Annotated in this window: 16 protein-coding genes; 7 read left to right on the plus strand and 9 right to left on the minus strand. The window is 68.0% G+C overall.

The genetic code is table 11. From position 1 onward, the window contains the following. Positions 1-7: 7 nt before the first annotated feature. Positions 8-814: a pyrroline-5-carboxylate reductase gene (proC, locus tag WKF39_RS07425; RefSeq protein ID WP_340386912.1), complete on the minus strand. Its 807-nt coding sequence runs from the start codon at positions 812-814 to the stop codon at positions 8-10. Positions 815-837: 23 nt separating this feature from the next. On the opposite strand from proC, the gene WKF39_RS07430 reads away from it, so the two are divergent. Further along, complete coding sequence (locus WKF39_RS07430) at positions 838-1,788, plus strand: bile acid:sodium symporter family protein (protein ID WP_340386914.1); 951 nt, start codon at positions 838-840, stop codon at positions 1,786-1,788. Positions 1,789-1,810: 22 nt separating this feature from the next. On the opposite strand, the gene WKF39_RS07435 is transcribed toward WKF39_RS07430, so the two are convergent. Continuing rightward, the gene (locus WKF39_RS07435) at positions 1,811-2,596 is read right to left on the minus strand and encodes a sugar phosphate isomerase/epimerase family protein (protein ID WP_340386916.1); all 786 of its coding nucleotides are present in this window, start codon (positions 2,594-2,596) and stop codon (positions 1,811-1,813) included. 24 nt (positions 2,597-2,620) lie between these two features. After that, the gene (locus WKF39_RS07440; RefSeq protein ID WP_340386918.1) at positions 2,621-3,532 is read right to left on the minus strand and encodes a Ppx/GppA phosphatase family protein; all 912 of its coding nucleotides are present in this window, start codon (positions 3,530-3,532) and stop codon (positions 2,621-2,623) included. A 64-nt stretch (positions 3,533-3,596) separates the two neighbouring features. On the opposite strand from WKF39_RS07440, the gene WKF39_RS07445 reads away from it, so the two are divergent. Genes WKF39_RS07445 through disA form a run of 4 tightly spaced genes read left to right on the plus strand, consistent with a single transcriptional unit; the run spans position 3,597 to position 7,603 of the window. After that, on the plus strand, positions 3,597-4,340 hold the full coding sequence (locus WKF39_RS07445) for a hypothetical protein (protein ID WP_340386920.1): 744 nt from the start codon (positions 3,597-3,599) through the stop codon (positions 4,338-4,340). A gap of 42 nt (positions 4,341-4,382) precedes the next feature. Then, positions 4,383-5,021, plus strand: coding sequence for a VOC family protein (locus WKF39_RS07450; protein WP_340386922.1), 639 nt, complete (start codon positions 4,383-4,385; stop codon positions 5,019-5,021). A gap of 60 nt (positions 5,022-5,081) precedes the next feature. After that, positions 5,082-6,458, plus strand: coding sequence for a DNA repair protein RadA (gene radA / locus WKF39_RS07455; RefSeq protein WP_340386924.1), 1,377 nt, complete (start codon positions 5,082-5,084; stop codon positions 6,456-6,458). 44 nt (positions 6,459-6,502) lie between these two features. Beyond that, positions 6,503-7,603 (plus strand): DNA integrity scanning diadenylate cyclase DisA, encoded by a 1,101-nt coding sequence (gene disA / locus WKF39_RS07460; RefSeq protein ID WP_340386926.1) that lies wholly within the window; start codon positions 6,503-6,505, stop codon positions 7,601-7,603. 5 nt (positions 7,604-7,608) lie between these two features. On the opposite strand, the gene WKF39_RS07465 is transcribed toward disA, so the two are convergent. Further along, positions 7,609-8,310, minus strand: a complete 702-nt coding sequence (locus tag WKF39_RS07465; RefSeq protein ID WP_340386928.1) for a hypothetical protein — start codon at positions 8,308-8,310, stop codon at positions 7,609-7,611. Positions 8,311-8,418: 108 nt separating this feature from the next. Between WKF39_RS07465 and WKF39_RS07470 the strand changes: the two genes are divergently transcribed. After that, entirely contained in the window at positions 8,419-9,309 is an 891-nt protein-coding gene (locus tag WKF39_RS07470; RefSeq protein ID WP_340386974.1) for an A/G-specific adenine glycosylase, read from the plus strand. An 11-nt stretch (positions 9,310-9,320) separates the two neighbouring features. Here WKF39_RS07470 and WKF39_RS07475 read toward each other — a convergent pair whose 3' ends face one another. Further along, positions 9,321-9,857, minus strand: a complete 537-nt coding sequence (locus WKF39_RS07475; RefSeq protein ID WP_340386930.1) for a TetR/AcrR family transcriptional regulator — start codon at positions 9,855-9,857, stop codon at positions 9,321-9,323. Between the two features lie 64 nt (positions 9,858-9,921). Here WKF39_RS07475 and WKF39_RS07480 point away from each other — a divergent pair, with 64 nt between their 5' ends. Continuing rightward, positions 9,922-10,248 (plus strand): multidrug efflux SMR transporter, encoded by a 327-nt coding sequence (locus WKF39_RS07480; protein WP_340386932.1) that lies wholly within the window; start codon positions 9,922-9,924, stop codon positions 10,246-10,248. A 79-nt stretch (positions 10,249-10,327) separates the two neighbouring features. Here the strand turns inward: WKF39_RS07480 and WKF39_RS07485 are convergent, their stop codons facing one another. From WKF39_RS07485 to panD, 4 genes are all read right to left on the minus strand, one after another. After that, complete coding sequence (locus WKF39_RS07485; protein WP_340386934.1) at positions 10,328-12,838, minus strand: ATP-dependent Clp protease ATP-binding subunit; 2,511 nt, start codon at positions 12,836-12,838, stop codon at positions 10,328-10,330. 262 nt (positions 12,839-13,100) lie between these two features. After that, positions 13,101-14,558: a lysine--tRNA ligase gene (lysS, locus tag WKF39_RS07490; RefSeq protein WP_340386976.1), complete on the minus strand. Its 1,458-nt coding sequence runs from the start codon at positions 14,556-14,558 to the stop codon at positions 13,101-13,103. Positions 14,559-14,697: 139 nt separating this feature from the next. After that, positions 14,698-15,477, minus strand: coding sequence for a type III pantothenate kinase (locus WKF39_RS07495; RefSeq protein ID WP_340386936.1), 780 nt, complete (start codon positions 15,475-15,477; stop codon positions 14,698-14,700). Positions 15,478-15,481: 4 nt separating this feature from the next. Further along, on the minus strand, positions 15,482-15,916 hold the full coding sequence (gene panD, locus WKF39_RS07500) for an aspartate 1-decarboxylase (RefSeq protein ID WP_340386937.1): 435 nt from the start codon (positions 15,914-15,916) through the stop codon (positions 15,482-15,484). Between the last annotated feature and the right edge of the window lie 2 nt (positions 15,917-15,918).

The following is a 15,918-nucleotide window of genomic DNA, read 5'->3' on the forward strand; positions in this document are numbered from 1 at the left end:
GCTGAGCCTATGCCGAGCCCGAGAGCTCAGCGGATCTGGCTGCCGCCGCAGCGACACCGGCGACGATCCCTTCCTTCACGCCACGCTCGTCGAACGTCACGATCGCGGCATGGGTCGTGCCGTTGGGCGACGTCACCCTGCGGCGCAGCTCCTCGGCCGTGTCGTCGGACTCGGCCAACAGCTTGGCGGAGCCCAGGAGCGTCTGGGTCGCGAGGGTTCGGGCGGTCGCCTCGTCAAGACCCGCCTCGACGCCACCGGCGATCATCGCTTCGGCGAGATAGAACACGTAGGCCGGGCCGGAGCCCGAGACCGCAGTCACCCCGTCCTGCTGCGCCTCGTCGACCACGACGACCTTGCCGCCGGTCTCGAGCAGGGAGACCACGCAGGCCAGCTGTGCGTCACTGACGTCAGGTCCCGGCGAGATGCCGAACATCCCCTCACCGACGAGCGCCGGGGTGTTGGGCATCGCCCGGATGACAGCCACGCCCTCGGGCAGGGCGGCAGTCATGGTGTCGATCCGGATGCCGGCGGCGAGCGAGACGACGGTTGCCCCCGGGCGTACGGACGCGACGATCTCCTCGAGCAGCGCCGGCACATCCTGGGGCTTGACGACGAGGAGGATCACCTCGGCATCGCTGGCCGCGTGGGCGTTGCTCGTGACCTCGACGCCGTACGTCTCACGGAGCTCGGCGGCCCGGTCCTCGCGCTTCTCGGAAATGATGAGGTCCGATGCTGGGTGGCCACCGTCGATGATCGCCGAGAGCAAGGTCTCACCCATCACGCCGGCCCCGAGGATCGCGATCCGTTGAGTCATACCGCTGAGTCTAGAGTCGGGGCGTGCGCCTTCGCCCCGACCCGTTCATCGTCGCGCTGCTGGCCGCGGCCGTCGTGGCCTCGTTCTTCCCGGCGACCGGCGAAGGGCTCGACCTGCTCAAGAGCGTCTCGCTGCTGGCCATCGGTCTGTTGTTCTTCCTCTACGGTGCGCGGCTCTGCACGGCCGAGACCCTTGCTGGGCTCAAGCACTGGCGGCTGCATGCGGCGATCCTGTCGACGACGTTCATCGTGTTTCCGTTGCTGGGTCTGGGCGCCCAGTTGCTCGAGCCCTCCGTCCTGACGGCCGGCCTCGCCGGTGGAGTGTTGCTGCTCTGTCTCGTGCCGTCGACGGTCCAGTCCTGCGTTGTCTACACGCGCATCGCCGGCGGCAATGTCGCCGGTGCGGTGGTCAGCGCATCGATCTCCAACCTGGTGGGCGTGTTCCTCACCCCGGCTCTGGTCGCCCTGCTGATGACGTCCGACGCCACGGTCGATGCCGGTGCGGTGATCCGCATCGTGCTCCAGCTGTTCGTGCCCTTCGTGCTCGGCCAGCTCCTGCGGCCGGCCATCGGGAAGTACGTCGAGCGCCACGACGACCGGCTCAAGCTCTACGACCGCAGCAGCATCGTCCTCGTGGTCTTCGTCGCATTCAGCGAGGGCGCGGAGGCCGACGTCTGGTCGTCGCTCACGGTCTGGGCGGTGCTCGCGGTGGTGGCAGTGTGCGTCGTCCTGCTCGCCATCACGATGGGGTGGACCGTGCTGCTGGGACGGTTCCTCGGCTTTGCCCGGACCGATCGCATCCCGCTGCTCTTCTGCGGCAGCAACAAGAGCCTTGCCAGCGGCCTGCCGATGGCCTCAGTGTTGTTCGCCGGCGACCAGGTGGCGCTGATCGTGCTGCCGCTGATGCTCTATCACCAGCTGCAGATCATCGTCGGCGCCGTCGTGGCCCGGCGCCTTGCCCGAGCGGTGACTTAGCCACCCATCGTTGCAAGGCGGGTCAGATGGCGGCGTGCAGGCGGGTGAAGGCCAGGGCCTCGAGCAGATCGACCTCGCGCTCACCCTGGTCCTTCGCCTTGCGGGTGTTGATCTCCACCACGATCTCGCCGTCGAAGCTCGAGGCGGCGACATGCTCGAGGAACTCCCGGCACGGTTGAGTGCCGCGGCCCGGGATCAGGTGCTCGTCCTTGGCCGAGCCCGAGCCGTCTGCGATGTGCACATGCGCAAGCCGGCTGCCGAGCGCCTTGGCCATCTCCACCGGATCCTCTCCCGCGGTCGAGCTGTGCGAGAGGTCGACCGTCACGTGTGCATAGTCCTGCTCGAGTGGGTCCCACCCTGGCGCGTATGCCTGGAACTCCCGCTTTCCGGTGCGCCACGGATACATGTTCTCGACGGCGTAGCTCACGCCGTGCTGCGCCTCCAGGTCGGCGATGCCCTCGACGAATCCGCGGGCGTAGTCGCGCTGCCACCGAAACGGGGGGTGCACCACGATGACGGAGGCGCCGACCTCGTGGGCCATCTCGGCGCTGCGGTGCAGCTTGCCCCACGGGTCGCTCCCCCAGACGCGCTGCGTCACGAGCAGGCACGGCGCATGGATCGACACGACCGGGATCTCGTGGAACGCGCTCAGGGCCTTGATCGCGGTGATGTCGGCACTGACGTCGTCGATGCCGACCATGACCTCGACCCCGTCATATCCGAGCCGGGCGGCCGATTCGAAGCCGCTCGCGGTCGACCCCGGATAGACCGAGGAGGTCGACAGCGAGACGCGAATGGGGTCGGACACGTGCCCAAGGCTAGTCCGGAGGCTCTAGAGACCGTCGAGATGCTCCAGAAGGACGCCCTCGCGCATGGCCCAGGGGCAGATCTCGAGCTCGACGAGGTCGAACAGGTCCATCGTCGCCTCGGCCACGATCGCCCCGGCCTGCATCTGGTGCGCGCGATCCGGAGAGACGCCGGGGAGCTTGCCGATCTCCTCGGGTCGCATCGTCACGAGCTCCTCGACGAGACGGGACAGATCGGCCTTCTGCAGGACCCGGCGGACGTACTGACCGTCCTGTGAGGACGCCGCCCCGCAGATCCGTGCGAGCGAGCGGAAGGTCTTGCTCGTGGCGACGGCGCGATCGAATGACCCGCCGCGCAGGATCGCCCCGGCCTCATCCGCGATCGCCGACCTCACGTGCAGCCGAAGCTCCGGCGTCGAGCGGCCCGCATCGATCCAGTCACGGGTGAGCCGGCCGGCGCCGAGCGGCAGGGACTGGGCCACTTCGGGTGTCTCATCGGATCCGGCGGCCAGCTCCAGCGACCCGCCGCCGATGTCGAAGACGCCGAGCCGTCCGGCCGACCAACCGAACCAGCGCCGAACGGCGAGAAAAGTCAGGGACGCCTCGTCCGCCCCGGCCAGCACCTGCAGGTTGAGTCCGCTGGCCTCGTTGACCCGGTCGATGACGGCGTCGACGTTGACGGCGTCACGCACCGCAGACGTGGCAAAGGCGATGATCGTCGTGCAGCCCTTGTCCTCAGCGACAGCCTTGGCCTCGAGGACGTACTTGACCAGCCGCGTCACGCCTTCCTCGGTCATCGCCTGGCCGGCGTCGAGATCGTCGGCGAGGCGCAGCGGCTCCTTGTAGCTGTAGGCCGGGACCGGTGGACCGCCGCGGAAGGCATCGACAACCAGCAGATGACCGGTGTTGGATCCGATGTCGAGGACGCCCATGCGCATGACCCCCATCCTGTCACTGTCGGCCGGCCGGCCGGGATGGGTGCCTCCGACTACCATGACGGTGATGCCCGAAGTCGAGCTCGGATTCCCCCGCACGTTCGTGGAGTTCGCCAACCCCACGGACCCGACCGAGATCTTTCGTTGCGATTTGACCTGGCTCACTTCACGATGGACCTGCATCTTCGGCGCCGGCTGCCCCGGCATATATGACTCGAGTCCCGAGGCAGGCTGTTGCACGCTCGGCGCGCACTTCGCCGATGACGACGACGCCCGCCGCGTCGGCGCCATCGTCGAGCAGCTGACCCCGACCCATTGGGAGAGCCACGACGAAGGCCGTCGCGGCGGTTGGACCGAGAAGGACGATGACGGCGAGCTCAAGACCCGGGCGTTCGAGGGCGCGTGCATCTTCCACAACTCGCTCGGCTTCGCGGGCGGCTATGGGTGTGCGCTGCACGGCTACGCGCTCGAGCAGGACGTCAAGCCGCACACGACCAAGCCCGATGTGTGCTGGCAGCTGCCGATGCGCCGGCAGTACCGCGAGGTCGACCGCGGCGACGGGACGACTTACACCGAGACCCAGATCGGCGAGTACACCCGGGCGGGCTGGGGCCCCGGCGGCGCCGACCTCGACTGGTACTGCTCGTCGAACACCGAGGCACATGTCGGGAACCAGCCGGTCTACGTCTCCAACCGCGACGAGCTGACCGAGCTCATGGGCGAGGCCGGATATGTCGAGCTGGCCCGCCATTGCAGCGAACACGAGGCTGGCGGGGCCAATACACCACACCCGGCCGACCCGCACCGCTGACCCCATGCGTCGGCTCGATCACGGGCTGGGTCAGAATGCAATATGCACCTCGACCACGTCTCGTTCGCCGTCGGCCCTGACGGCCTCGCCGGTACGACTGCAGAGCTCGGCCGGCTGCTGGATGCCACGTTCATCGACGGCGGTGCCCACCCCCGGTTCGGCACCCGCAACATGATCCTGCCCCTCAAGAACCGCCAGTACCTCGAGGTCGTCGAGGTGCTCGACCATCCTGCCTCCGACAAGGCCGCCTTCGGCAAGGTCGTACGTGAGCGCTCGGACGCCGGCGGTGGCTGGATGGCCTGGTGCGTCTCGGTCGACGACATGGAAGAGGTCGAGCGTCGCATCGGTCGCCACGCCGTGCCGGGAAACCGCCGCCGACCTGACGGCTTCAACCTCGAGTGGCGACAGATCGGCACGAGCAGCATGCGGGCCGACCCGCAGCTCCCCTACGTCACGTGCTGGGACATCGACCCGGCCGAGCACCCCTCGCAGATGGCCGAGTCCGAGGTCAGCCTGGCATCGCTGGACATCGCCGGATCCCCGCACCGGCTGTCCGACTGGTTGGGCGAGCCGGCGGTCACTGCACTCGAGCAGATCGAGGTCAACTGGACCGCGCCGCACGGCCTGCCAGGCATCATGGCCGCGACATTCTCCACACCGCATGGCGACGTCCGGATCTGAAGCCGCGGGTGGAAGAGGTCGATCGCCGACTTTGTCCCAACCCTCACCTAGGCTGGCGCCATGGCGTCCACCAAGACCGCACGGCCCGCATATGTATGCGCCGACTGCGGGTGGTCGACCAGCAAGTGGGTCGGTCGATGCGGTGAGTGCCAGGCCTGGGGCACGGTCGACGTCGCCGCCCCAGTGCGCATGGGTCGCACCCAGCCTGCGCCCGTCGTCACGCCCGCCGTGCCGATCAGCCAGGTCCAGATCGAGTCGGCGCGCTCCACGACCTCTGGCATCGGAGAGCTCGACCGCGTCCTCGGCGGCGGAGTCGTGCCCGGTGCCGTCCTGCTGCTGGCCGGCGAGCCCGGCGTCGGCAAGTCGACCCTGCTGCTCGAGGTGGCTGCCAGATGGGCCCGCGCCGGCCGGCGCACACTCTACGTCTCCGGCGAGGAATCAGTTGCTCAGGTGCGCCTGCGCGCCGAGCGTACGGGCGCCGTCGACGACCACCTCTACCTTGCCGCGGAGACCGATCTGGGCGCCCTGCTGACCCACGTCGAGACGGTCCGGCCCGGGCTCCTGATCGTCGACTCGGTGCAGACCATCGGATCGGCCGATGTCGACGGGGTGCCCGGCGGCGTCAGCCAGGTCCGCGAGGTCGCGTCCGCCGTCATCCAACGGGCCAAGCGGGACAACATCGCCACGCTCCTGGTCGGACACGTCACCAAGGACGGCTCGGTCGCTGGCCCCCGGGTGCTCGAGCACCTCGTCGACGTCGTGCTGCAGTTCGAGGGCGACCGCAGCTCCCGCCTGCGGCTGCTGCGGGCGGTCAAGAACCGCTTCGGCCCCGTCGATGAGATCGGCTGCTTCGATCTGGTCGATGATGGCATCGTCGAGGTTCCTGACCCGACCGGGCTCTTCGTGTCCCGGCACGAGCAGCCCGTCCCCGGCACCTGCGTGACGGTGACGATGGAGGGCCGCCGGCCGTTGCTCGCCGAGGTCCAGGCCTTGACCGTCAAGTCGACCACCCCGTCCCCGCGCCGTACGTCCAGCGGGCTCGACTCGGCGCGGGTCGCGATGATCCTCGCGGTCCTCACCAAGCACTGCCAGATCAACCTCTCCGAGCTCGATGTCTACACCGCGACGGTCGGCGGTGCTCGCCTCGTCGAGCCCTCGGTCGACCTGGCCCTGGCGATCGCGACGGCCTCGGCCCAGCAGGAGGCCGCCGTCCCGGCCGATCTCGTCGCGATCGGCGAGGTGGGCCTCGCAGGCGAGGTTCGCAAGGTCAGCAATCTCGCCGCCCGGCTCCGGGAAGCCGAGCGGATCGGCTTCCGCCGCGCTGTCGTGCCTGCCGGCTCGGAGGGCCTCGAGGGATTCACTACGTCGATGGCCGTCACCGCGGTCAGCGACATCCGGGCTGCGATGGCCTGTCTCGATTCGACGGCACCCTACTGATTCCGCATACACTGGGTGCCACAGACCCAGGGGGTGAGAGGCACATGGCCTCAGCAGCAGAGCGGGCCGCAGCGGCAGCCGATGCGTCCGCGCGCCTGCGCTCAACCCTCGCCTCGGTCGCACCCGGCACCTCGTTGCGAGAGGGGCTCGAGCGAATCCTCAGGGGTCGCACCGGCGCGCTGATCGTGGTCGGCAACGAGCGCCAGATCGAGGCGATGTCGACCGGTGGGTTCGCCCTCGACGTACCTTTCACCGCGACGGGCCTGCGTGAGCTCGCCAAGATGGACGGCGCGATCGTCCTCGACCGGGATGCCACCCGGATCCTGATGGCCGGCGTGCACCTGATGCCGGACCCGTCGATCGTGACCGAGGAGACCGGCACCCGCCACCGCACCGCCGATCGCGTCGCCCGGCAGACGGGCGTCCCGGTGATCTCGGTCTCGGCGTCCATGCACATCATCGCGCTCTACCTCGAGGACCTGCGCCACGTCCTGGAGGACACCGGAGCCGTGCTCGGCCGGGCCAATCAGGCGCTCCAGACGCTCGAGCGCTATCGCAATCGGCTCGACGAGGTCTCGGACGCCCTCTCGGCACTTGAGATCGAGGACCTCGTCACGGTCCGTGACGTCTCAGCGGTCGCACAGCGCCTCGAGATGGTCAGCCGCATCGCAGGTGAGATCGACACCTACGTCCTCGAGCTCGGCTCCGACGGTCGCCTCCTCGCCCTCCAGCTCGAGGAGCTCATCGGCGGGGTCGATGCCGAACGCGAGCTGATCATCCGCGACTACATGCCGAGTGGACGCCGCGGGCGCACCCCCGAAGCCGTCCTGGCCGAGCTCGCCGCGATCGAGTCGACTGCCCTCGTCGACCTCGGTGCGGTCGCTCGCGCCCTGCGCATCGGCACCGAAGAGACCCTCGACAGCCCGCTCGCGCCGCGGGGCTATCGACTGCTCGCCCGCATCCCACGCCTGCCGATCTCGGTCGTCGAGCGCCTCATCGAGCACTTCGGCTCGCTCCAGAAGCTGCTCGCAGCCAGCATCGAGGACCTCCAGACAGTCGAAGGCGTCGGCGACCTGCGGGCCCGCGGCGTCCGCGAAGGGCTGTCCCGACTTGCCGAGTCAAGCATCCTCGAACGCTACGTCTGAATCGTTCAGTCGTTGGGCTTGGTCGTGCCCTTGGGCGGCTTCGGTGTCGGCGTGCTCTTCGTCGGCGCGGTCTTGGTCGGTTTGGTCTTGGTCGGTTTGGGCCGCGGGTCGAGCGTGAAGGTCGCCTTGCCCGGCTCGCCGCCCAAGGTGCCGACCTGGAGCTTGTAGGTGCCCGGCGTCGCGTATCCCTCCGCCGCGGAGCAGCCGCCCCCCGAACCACGGCCCGACCAGGTCGCCGTGACGAGAGTGGCCCACTGCGGTGAGATCGAGACGGCGTCGGGAAGGAGTGAGTCCTTGCAGACCGTCGAGTCCCAGATCGCCGTCGTGTTGGCGCTGATGACAGCGACCAGATCGGCGGCGGCCGGGGTCAAGGTGCACGCCGTCTTCTCGGTGGAGCTGACCACGAGACCGATCCGGACCGGGCCGCGGGTGAGCTGATCCGGCTTGACCGTCGGGGTCATCCGGATCTTTTCCGGATCACACGTGCGACGTGCGCTGACCAGGCTGACGCTGACGAGGCCATCGACCTGCGCCGCCACTGTCGGGGTCGCAGATGGCGCCGGCGTCGCGGCAGGAGCCGACTTGGGCTCCGGGTCTTCACCCCCACCGGCGAAGCGAAATCCTGCCCAGACGAGCGCGATGACGGCCGCGAGGACGAGCAGTCGACGACGCCAATAGATCTCGGCGGGCAACCGTCTCTGGCTCACCTGCCCACGCTAACCGGGCACGCCGCCACCGGGAGCCCGACGCGCCCTGATCCAGCCACGGGGCTCGGCGCGCGGCAGCTCGCGTGCGAGGATCGATCCGCCATGCCGATGCCACCCTCTCCTCTGCCGGTCGCTGACCTGACGCACGTGCACGGGGCGATCCTTGACTGGTTCGACGTCGCAGCCCGCGACCTGCCGTGGCGCCGCAACGCATCGCCGTGGGCGGTCATGGTCTCGGAGTTCATGCTGCAGCAGACCCCGGTCTCACGGGTTCTGCCGATCTATCGCACCTGGGTCGAGCGGTGGCCCACCCCGGCCGCACTCGCCGCCGACTCAGCCGGCGAGGCCGTACGCGCATGGGGCCGGCTCGGATATCCCCGCCGCGCCCTTCGCCTGCACGCTGCCGCAACGGCGATCGTCGATCGTCACGGCGCAGAAGTACCCGATTCCATCGATGCGCTGCTGGACCTCCCCGGCGTGGGGGCCTACACGGCGGCGGCCATCTCGTCGTTCGGCTTCGCCGGCCGGGCGGTCGTGCTCGACACGAATGTCCGGCGAGTCTTCGCCCGGGTCGTCAGCGGCGAGCAATTCCCCGCGCCGGCAGTCACGAGCGCCGACCGCGATGTGGCCGCCGCCCTGCTGCCCGCACGCGATGCGCATCGATGGGCCGCGGCAACCATGGAGCTCGGCGCGCTGATCTGCTCGGCACGGTCACCACGCTGCGAGGAGTGTCCGGTCGCAGACCAGTGCCGATGGCGCGCGGCAGGCTATCCGGCGTACGACGGCCCACCGCGACGCGGGCAGGCCTGGCACGGCACGGATCGCCAGTGCCGCGGCCGATTGATGGCGGTGCTCCGGGACGCGACTGCACCCGTGCCGAAAGCGGCCCTGGACCTCGTATGGACCGATGCGATGCAGCGCGAGCGGGCCCTGGACGGACTCGTCGCGGACGGGCTCGTCGAGCCTGTGGGTGAAGATGCCTTCGCCCTCCCCCACTGACCGGTAGCGAGTCAGGCGATTGCTTCGGCGAGATCTTCGACGATCTGCCGTGCGGTGTCGTCACCGTCGAGGGGACGGTCGAGGAACACCCCGTTGAACGTCGCATCGATCAAGGCTGCAAGCCGCGGCGCCCGATCGACGCCGACACCCGAGCGGATCAGCTGCGCAGCGATGGTATCCAGCCAACCGACGTTCGACTCGCGCACCGAGGAGGCATAGGGCTCCCGGCCGAACAGGCCGAGCGCAGCCGCCTCGACATACATCCGTTGGCACTGTTGGACCTGCTGAGCTGTCCACATCTCCCACTGATCGATCACCGCAGCCCGTAGCGAGGTCGACGGCGGCATCGCACCGAAGAGCGCCATCGAGCGCTGGTTCGAGGTCTCCAGGACTGCAGCAACCAGCTCGTCCTTGGACCCGAAGTGATAGATCAACATGCGATCACTGGTGCCGAGCGCAGCCGCGAGTGGGCGCAGGCTCAGGCCGATCAGCCCGTGCGCCAGCGCGTAGTCGGTGGCTGCCTCGGTCAGGTCGTCGCGCTTGCTCATCCCCACGAACGTAGCATCTGCTACATTGATTGATGTAGCAGATGCTACAGAAAGTCAGGGAATCATGCTCGTCGCTTCAGCACTGCTGGCCGTCGCGATCACCACCGAGGTGCTCGCGACCGCCGCTCTTCCTCGCGCCCAAGGATTCACCAACCCGATGTGGACCGCGATCGTGGTCGGCGGCTATGCCCTGTCGATCTGGTTGCTGACCATCGTCGTCAAGGAGATCCCGGTCTCGATCACGTACGCCATCTGGGCCGGTCTGGGCACCGCCGCGATCGCCGTGGTGGGCGTGCTGTTCCTCGATGAGCCGATCAACCTGGTCAAGGTCACGGCGATCGCTCTGATCATCGGTGGCGTCGTCCTGCTGAACTTCCAGACATCCCACTGACCTCGCTGGTCCGGGATCGGGCCAACGACGAAGCCCCCACCCTCGAGGGTGGGGGCTTTGTCGTGTGTGCGGCGAGTGGCTACTCGGCGCTGGCCTCGACGGCCGGTGGGACGTCGGGCATCTCCAGCTCGAGCTCGGCCTTGTTGCGGCCCTCGAAGGTGAAGACTGCCTCGGCGCCCTCGCCCTCCACGCCGACCAGCACGAGCTGGCCCGGTCGCAGCTCGCCATAGAGCAGCTTCTCGGCCATGACGTCCTCGATCTCGCGCTGCACCGTGCGGCGCAACGGACGCGCACCCAGCACGGGGTCGAAACCACGCCTGGACAGCAGGTCCTTGGCCTCGAGGGTGAGCTCGATGTTCATGTCCTTCTCGGCAAGACGCTTCTCGAGCGAGTCGATCATCATGTCCACCATCTGCAGGATCTCTTCCTGCGTCAGCGGCGGGAAGACGATGATCTCGTCGACTCGGTTGAGGAACTCGGGCCGGAAGTGCTGCTTGAGCTCGATCGAGACGCGTTCCTTCATCTTGTTGTAGGACCCCGCGGTGTCGCCGGCCTGGCTGAAGCCCAGGTTGACCCCCTTGGAGATCTCCCGCGCACCGAGGTTGGTGGTCATGATGACGACCGCGTTCTTGAAGTTGACGACACGACCCTGACCATCGGTCAGGTGACCTTCCTCGAGGATCTGCAACAGCGAGTTGAAGATGTCGGGGTGCGCCTTCTCGATCTCATCGAACAGCACGACCGAGAACGGCTTGCGACGCACCTTCTCGGTGAGCTGGCCGCCCTCTTCGTAGCCGACGTAGCCCGGAGGCGAGCCGAACAGCCGCGAGACGGTGTGCTTCTCGCTGTACTCCGACATGTCGAGCTGGATCAGGGAGTCCTCGTCGCCGAACAGGAAGTTGGCGAGCGCCTTGGACAGCCAGGTCTTGCCAACACCCGAAGGTCCGGCGAAGATGAACGATCCGCCCGGACGCTTGGGGTCCTTGAGCCCCGCACGCGTCCGACGGATGGCCCGGGACAGGGCCTTGATGGCTTCGTCCTGGCCGATGACCCGCTCGTGCAGCTCGGTCTCCATGTTGAGCAGGCGGCTCGACTCGGCCTCGCTGAGCTGACCGACGGGGATGCCGGTGGCCTTGGCGAGAACCTCGGCGATGAGCTGCTCGTCGACGACCGCGACGGTGTCGAGGTCGCCGGACTTCCAGGCCCTCTCCCGTTCGCCCTTGGCGTTGATGAGCTTCTTCTCCTCGTCGCGCAGGGAGGCGGCGGCCTCGAAGTCCTGCGCGTCGATGGCGCCTTCCTTGCGACGGCGGACATCGACGATCTTGTCGTCGAACTCCTTGAGCTCCGGCGGGGTCGCCATGCGGCGGATGCGCAGGCGGGCGCCGGCCTCGTCGATCAGGTCGATCGCCTTGTCCGGCAGGAACCGGTCCGAGACATAGCGGTCACCCATCGTCGCGGCCGCCACGAGGGCGTCGTCGGTGATGGAGACGCGGTGGTGCGCCTCGTAGCGGTCACGCAGTCCCTTGAGGATCTCGACGGTGTCGAGCACCGAGGGCTCCTCGACCAGGATCGGCTGGAACCGGCGGTTGAGGGCGGCGTCCTTCTCGAAGTGCTTGCGGTATTCATCCAGCGTCGTCGCGCCGATCGTCTGCAGCTCACCGCGGGCCAGCATCGGCTTGAGGATGCTGGCGGCGTCGATCGCGCCTTCGGCGGCACCGGCACCCACGAGGGTATGGATCTCGTCGATGAACAAGATGATGTCGCCGCGGGTGCGGATCTCCTTGAGGACCTTCTTGAGCCGCTCCTCGAAGTCACCGCGATAGCGCGAGCCGGCCACCAGTGCGCCGAGGTCGAGCGTGTAGATCTGCTTGTCCTTGAGCGTCTCGGGCACGTCGCCCCGGACGATGTCCTGGGCGAGGCTCTCGACGACGGCGGTCTTGCCGACGCCGGGCTCGCCGACAAGCACCGGGTTGTTCTTGGTGCGTCGGGACAGCGTCTGCATCACGCGCTCGGCCTCGTCGTCACGTCCGATGACCGGGTCGAGCTTGCCCTCGCGGGCGGCCTGGGTCAGGTTGCGACCGAACTGGTCGAGCACGGCGGACGTGCTGGGCGCGGACTCGCTCGGGGCGCCGGCCTGTTCGGCCTCCTTGCCCTGGAAGCCGCTGACGAGCGTGATGACCTGCTGGCGTACGCGATTGAGGTCGGCGCCCAGCTTGACCAGGACCTGGGCGGCGACGCCCTCACCCTCGCGGATCAGGCCGAGCAGGATGTGCTCGGTGCCGATGTAGTTGTGTCCGAGCTGCAGGGCCTCGCGCAAGCTCAGCTCAAGGACCTTTTTGGCGCGCGGCGTGAAGGGAATGTGCCCGCTCGGCGCCTGCTGGCCCTGGCCGATGATGTCCTCGACCTGGCCGCGAACGGCCTCCAGCGAGATGTCGAGGCTCTCCAGAGCCTTGGCTGCGACACCCTCACCCTCGTGGATCAGACCCAGGAGGATGTGCTCCGTGCCGATGTAGTTGTGGCTGAGCATGCGTGCCTCTTCTTGGGCAAGCACGACCACGCGACGAGCACGGTCAGTAAATCTCTCGAACATGGTGTCCCCTCTGATGGACCATCTGCCCAGTTTAGTCCCGTACGGAAATCTGCACGAACCAAGTCCCTATGTGTGATCCAACCGTCAACGCTCCCGCGGTGTTCCGGAGTTCGCTGTCGGCAGAACCCGGCGGTTTACCACGGTCCCTAGGCAAACCGTTCATCTTCCCCATGCACCTGTCGTCCGCCCCATGCAACCGTCGTCCGCCCGAGGACAATCTCCCGCGGGCGGACGACGCTTGCCTAGGGACCGTGGTAAACCGTCACTCGGAGCGAGACAAGGGGAACAGGATGGCTTCGCGGATGCCGATGCCCTGCAGCAGCATGACGAGGCGGTCGACGCCGAGTCCCATGCCACCTGCCGGCGGCATGCCGAACTCGAGCGCGCGGAGGAAGTCCTCGTCGACGTCCATCGCCTCGGGGTCGCCTGCCGCGGCGAGCCGCGACTGCTCCTCGAGCCGCTCGCGCTGGATGACCGGATCGTTGAGCTCGGAGTATGCCGGGGCGAGCTCGACCCCGTTGATGATCAGGTCCCACGCCTCGACGAGTCCGGGCTTGGTGCGGTGGGCCTTGGCCAGTGGACGTACGGCCACGGGGTAGTCCCGGACGAACGTCGGCTGGATCAGCGTGTGCTCGACGAGCTTCTCGTAGAGCTCGAGCACGATGTCGCCGGCGACCCAGTGCTCCTTGAGGTCGACGTCGTGCTTCGCGGCCAGGTCCCGGAGGGTCCCGACCGAGGTGTCGTCGTCGACGGCGGTGCCGGTCGCGTCGGACACCAGCTCGTGCACCGTCGCGTGACGCCACTCGGCCTCGAGGTCGATCTGCGTGCCGTCTCGACCAGGCACGACGGTCTTGCCGATCGCCCGTGCCGCGTCGACAACGAGGGCGCGCGTGAGCTCGGCCATGGTGTCGTACGACCCATAGGCCTCATATGCCTCGAGCATCATGAATTCGGGGTTGTGGGTGTTGTCGACGCCCTCGTTGCGGAACGTCTTGCCGATCTCATAGACCCGGTCGACCCCGCCGACGAGCGCCCGCTTGAGGTCGAGCTCGATCGCGATGCGCAGCAGCATGTCCTCGTCGAAGGCATTGGTGTGCGTCTTGAAAGGCCGGGCCGCGGCGCCGCCGTTGGTGTGCTGCAGCACCGGAGTGTCGACCTCGATGAACTCCCGCGAGTCGAGCGTCGAGCGCAGGGAGTGCAGGATCTTGGCCTTCACGCGTAGGTTGTCGCGCGCCTCGGCCCGCACGATCAGGTCGACATAGCGCATACGGCTGCGGGCCTCGTCGGACAACGGATTGTGCTCGTTGGGCAATGGCCTGACGGTCTTGGCGGCGATCTGCCACGACGTCGCCTGCACCGAGAGCTCACCGCGGCGGCTCGTGATGACCTCGCCCGTAACAGCGAGATGGTCGCCGATGTCGACGAGCGCCTTGAACTCCGCCAGCCGCTCCTGGCCCACGCCATCGAGCGACAGCATCGCCTGCAGCTCGGTGCCATCGCCCTCGCGCAGGCGTACGAAACACAGCTTGCCGGTGTTGCGCAGGAAGATGACCCGCCCGGTGACCGACACGACGTCGCCGGTCAGCGTGTCCGCTCCCAGCGCCTCGGCATCGTAGGTCGAGGTGATCTGCTTGAGCGTGTGGGTGCGCTCGACGACGACGGGATAGGGCTCCACGCCGCGATCGAGGAGCTGCTGCCGCTTCTCCAGCCGCACCCGCATCTGCTCGGGGAGGTCGTCCTCGGGGGCCGGGGTACTGGTCGCGTTGCTCACAAGGGTCAAGCCTAGTGCGTGCGATGGGACCGGAGAATCTAGGTTTGCCCGCTCATGGCCGGACCTATCCAGATTCTCTCGTCCCGGCTCAGAGGTGATTCTTCTCGTGGATCAGCCGCAGGCCGGTGAGCGTGAGCAGGGGGTCCCGCGTCGTGATCGTGGCGCAGTTGTCGACGACGGCGTCGGGGTACGACCCCGTGGCGATGACCGTGACGTGATCAGGGTCGGCGCCGAGAGATTCGATGATGCGGGTGACCAGACCGTCAACGAGACCGGCGAAGCCATAGACGAGTCCGGACTGCAGCGCCTCGACGGTGTTCTTGCCCACGACGTCGCGGGGCAGGGCGATCTCGACGCTCCGCAGCTGCGCGCCACGGCGGGCAAGGGCCTCGAGCGAGAGCTCGACGCCCGGAGCGATGGCGCCGCCGATGTAACGATTGGCCTCATCGACGACGTCGAAGATCGTGGCCGTGCCGTTGAGGTCGACCACGATCGCCGGCCCACCGTAGAGCTCGGCGGCAGCAAGCGCGTTGACAATGCGGTCGGCGCCGACCTCTCGCGGGTTGTCGGTGTGGATCGGCACTCCGGTCTTGACGCCCGGCCCGACGATCGAGACCGGGAGATCGGCCCAGTAGCGCTCCTGCATCGCCCGCAGCTCGACCAGGACCGCCGGGACGGTGCAGCACAGGCTGACCGCCTCGACCCGCGCGATGCCGGCCTGCGCCACGAGGCCCGTGACGAGCATCTGCCACTCATCGGCCGTGCGCCGCTCGTCCGAGGACACCAGCCAGTTCGCGATCAGCTCGTCGTCGTCGAAGGCACCGATCGTCGTATGACTGTTGCTGACGTCGAGGCAGAGCAGGGTCACGAGATCACCGGCTCGCCACAAGCGGGTTGTCGATGATGTCGCCGCGCACGAGCCCCGAGCCGGGCGGCGCCTCGGCCGGGTCGCTGCCCAGATTGATGACCCGGTTGTCGGCGTCGACGAACACGACGCTCGGGTCGAACTCGCGAGCCTCCTGATCGCCCATCTGCGCATACGCGATCAGGATCACCAGGTCACCCGGGTGGACGAGGTGGGCAGCGGCACCGTTGATGCCGATGACGCCACTGCCGCGCTCGCCGGCGATCGTGTAGGTCTCGAGGCGCGCGCCGTTGTCGATGTCGACGATGTGGACGAGCTCGCCAGGCAGCAGGTCGGCAGCGTCGAGCAGGTCCTGATCCACGGTCACGGAACCCACATAGTGCAGATCGGCCTGGGTCACTGTCGCGCGGTGGATCTTGGACTTCATCATGGTGCGGATCATCG

This window comes from Aeromicrobium sp., from assembly GCF_037719875.1.
Taxonomy (GTDB): domain Bacteria; phylum Actinomycetota; class Actinomycetes; order Propionibacteriales; family Nocardioidaceae; genus Aeromicrobium.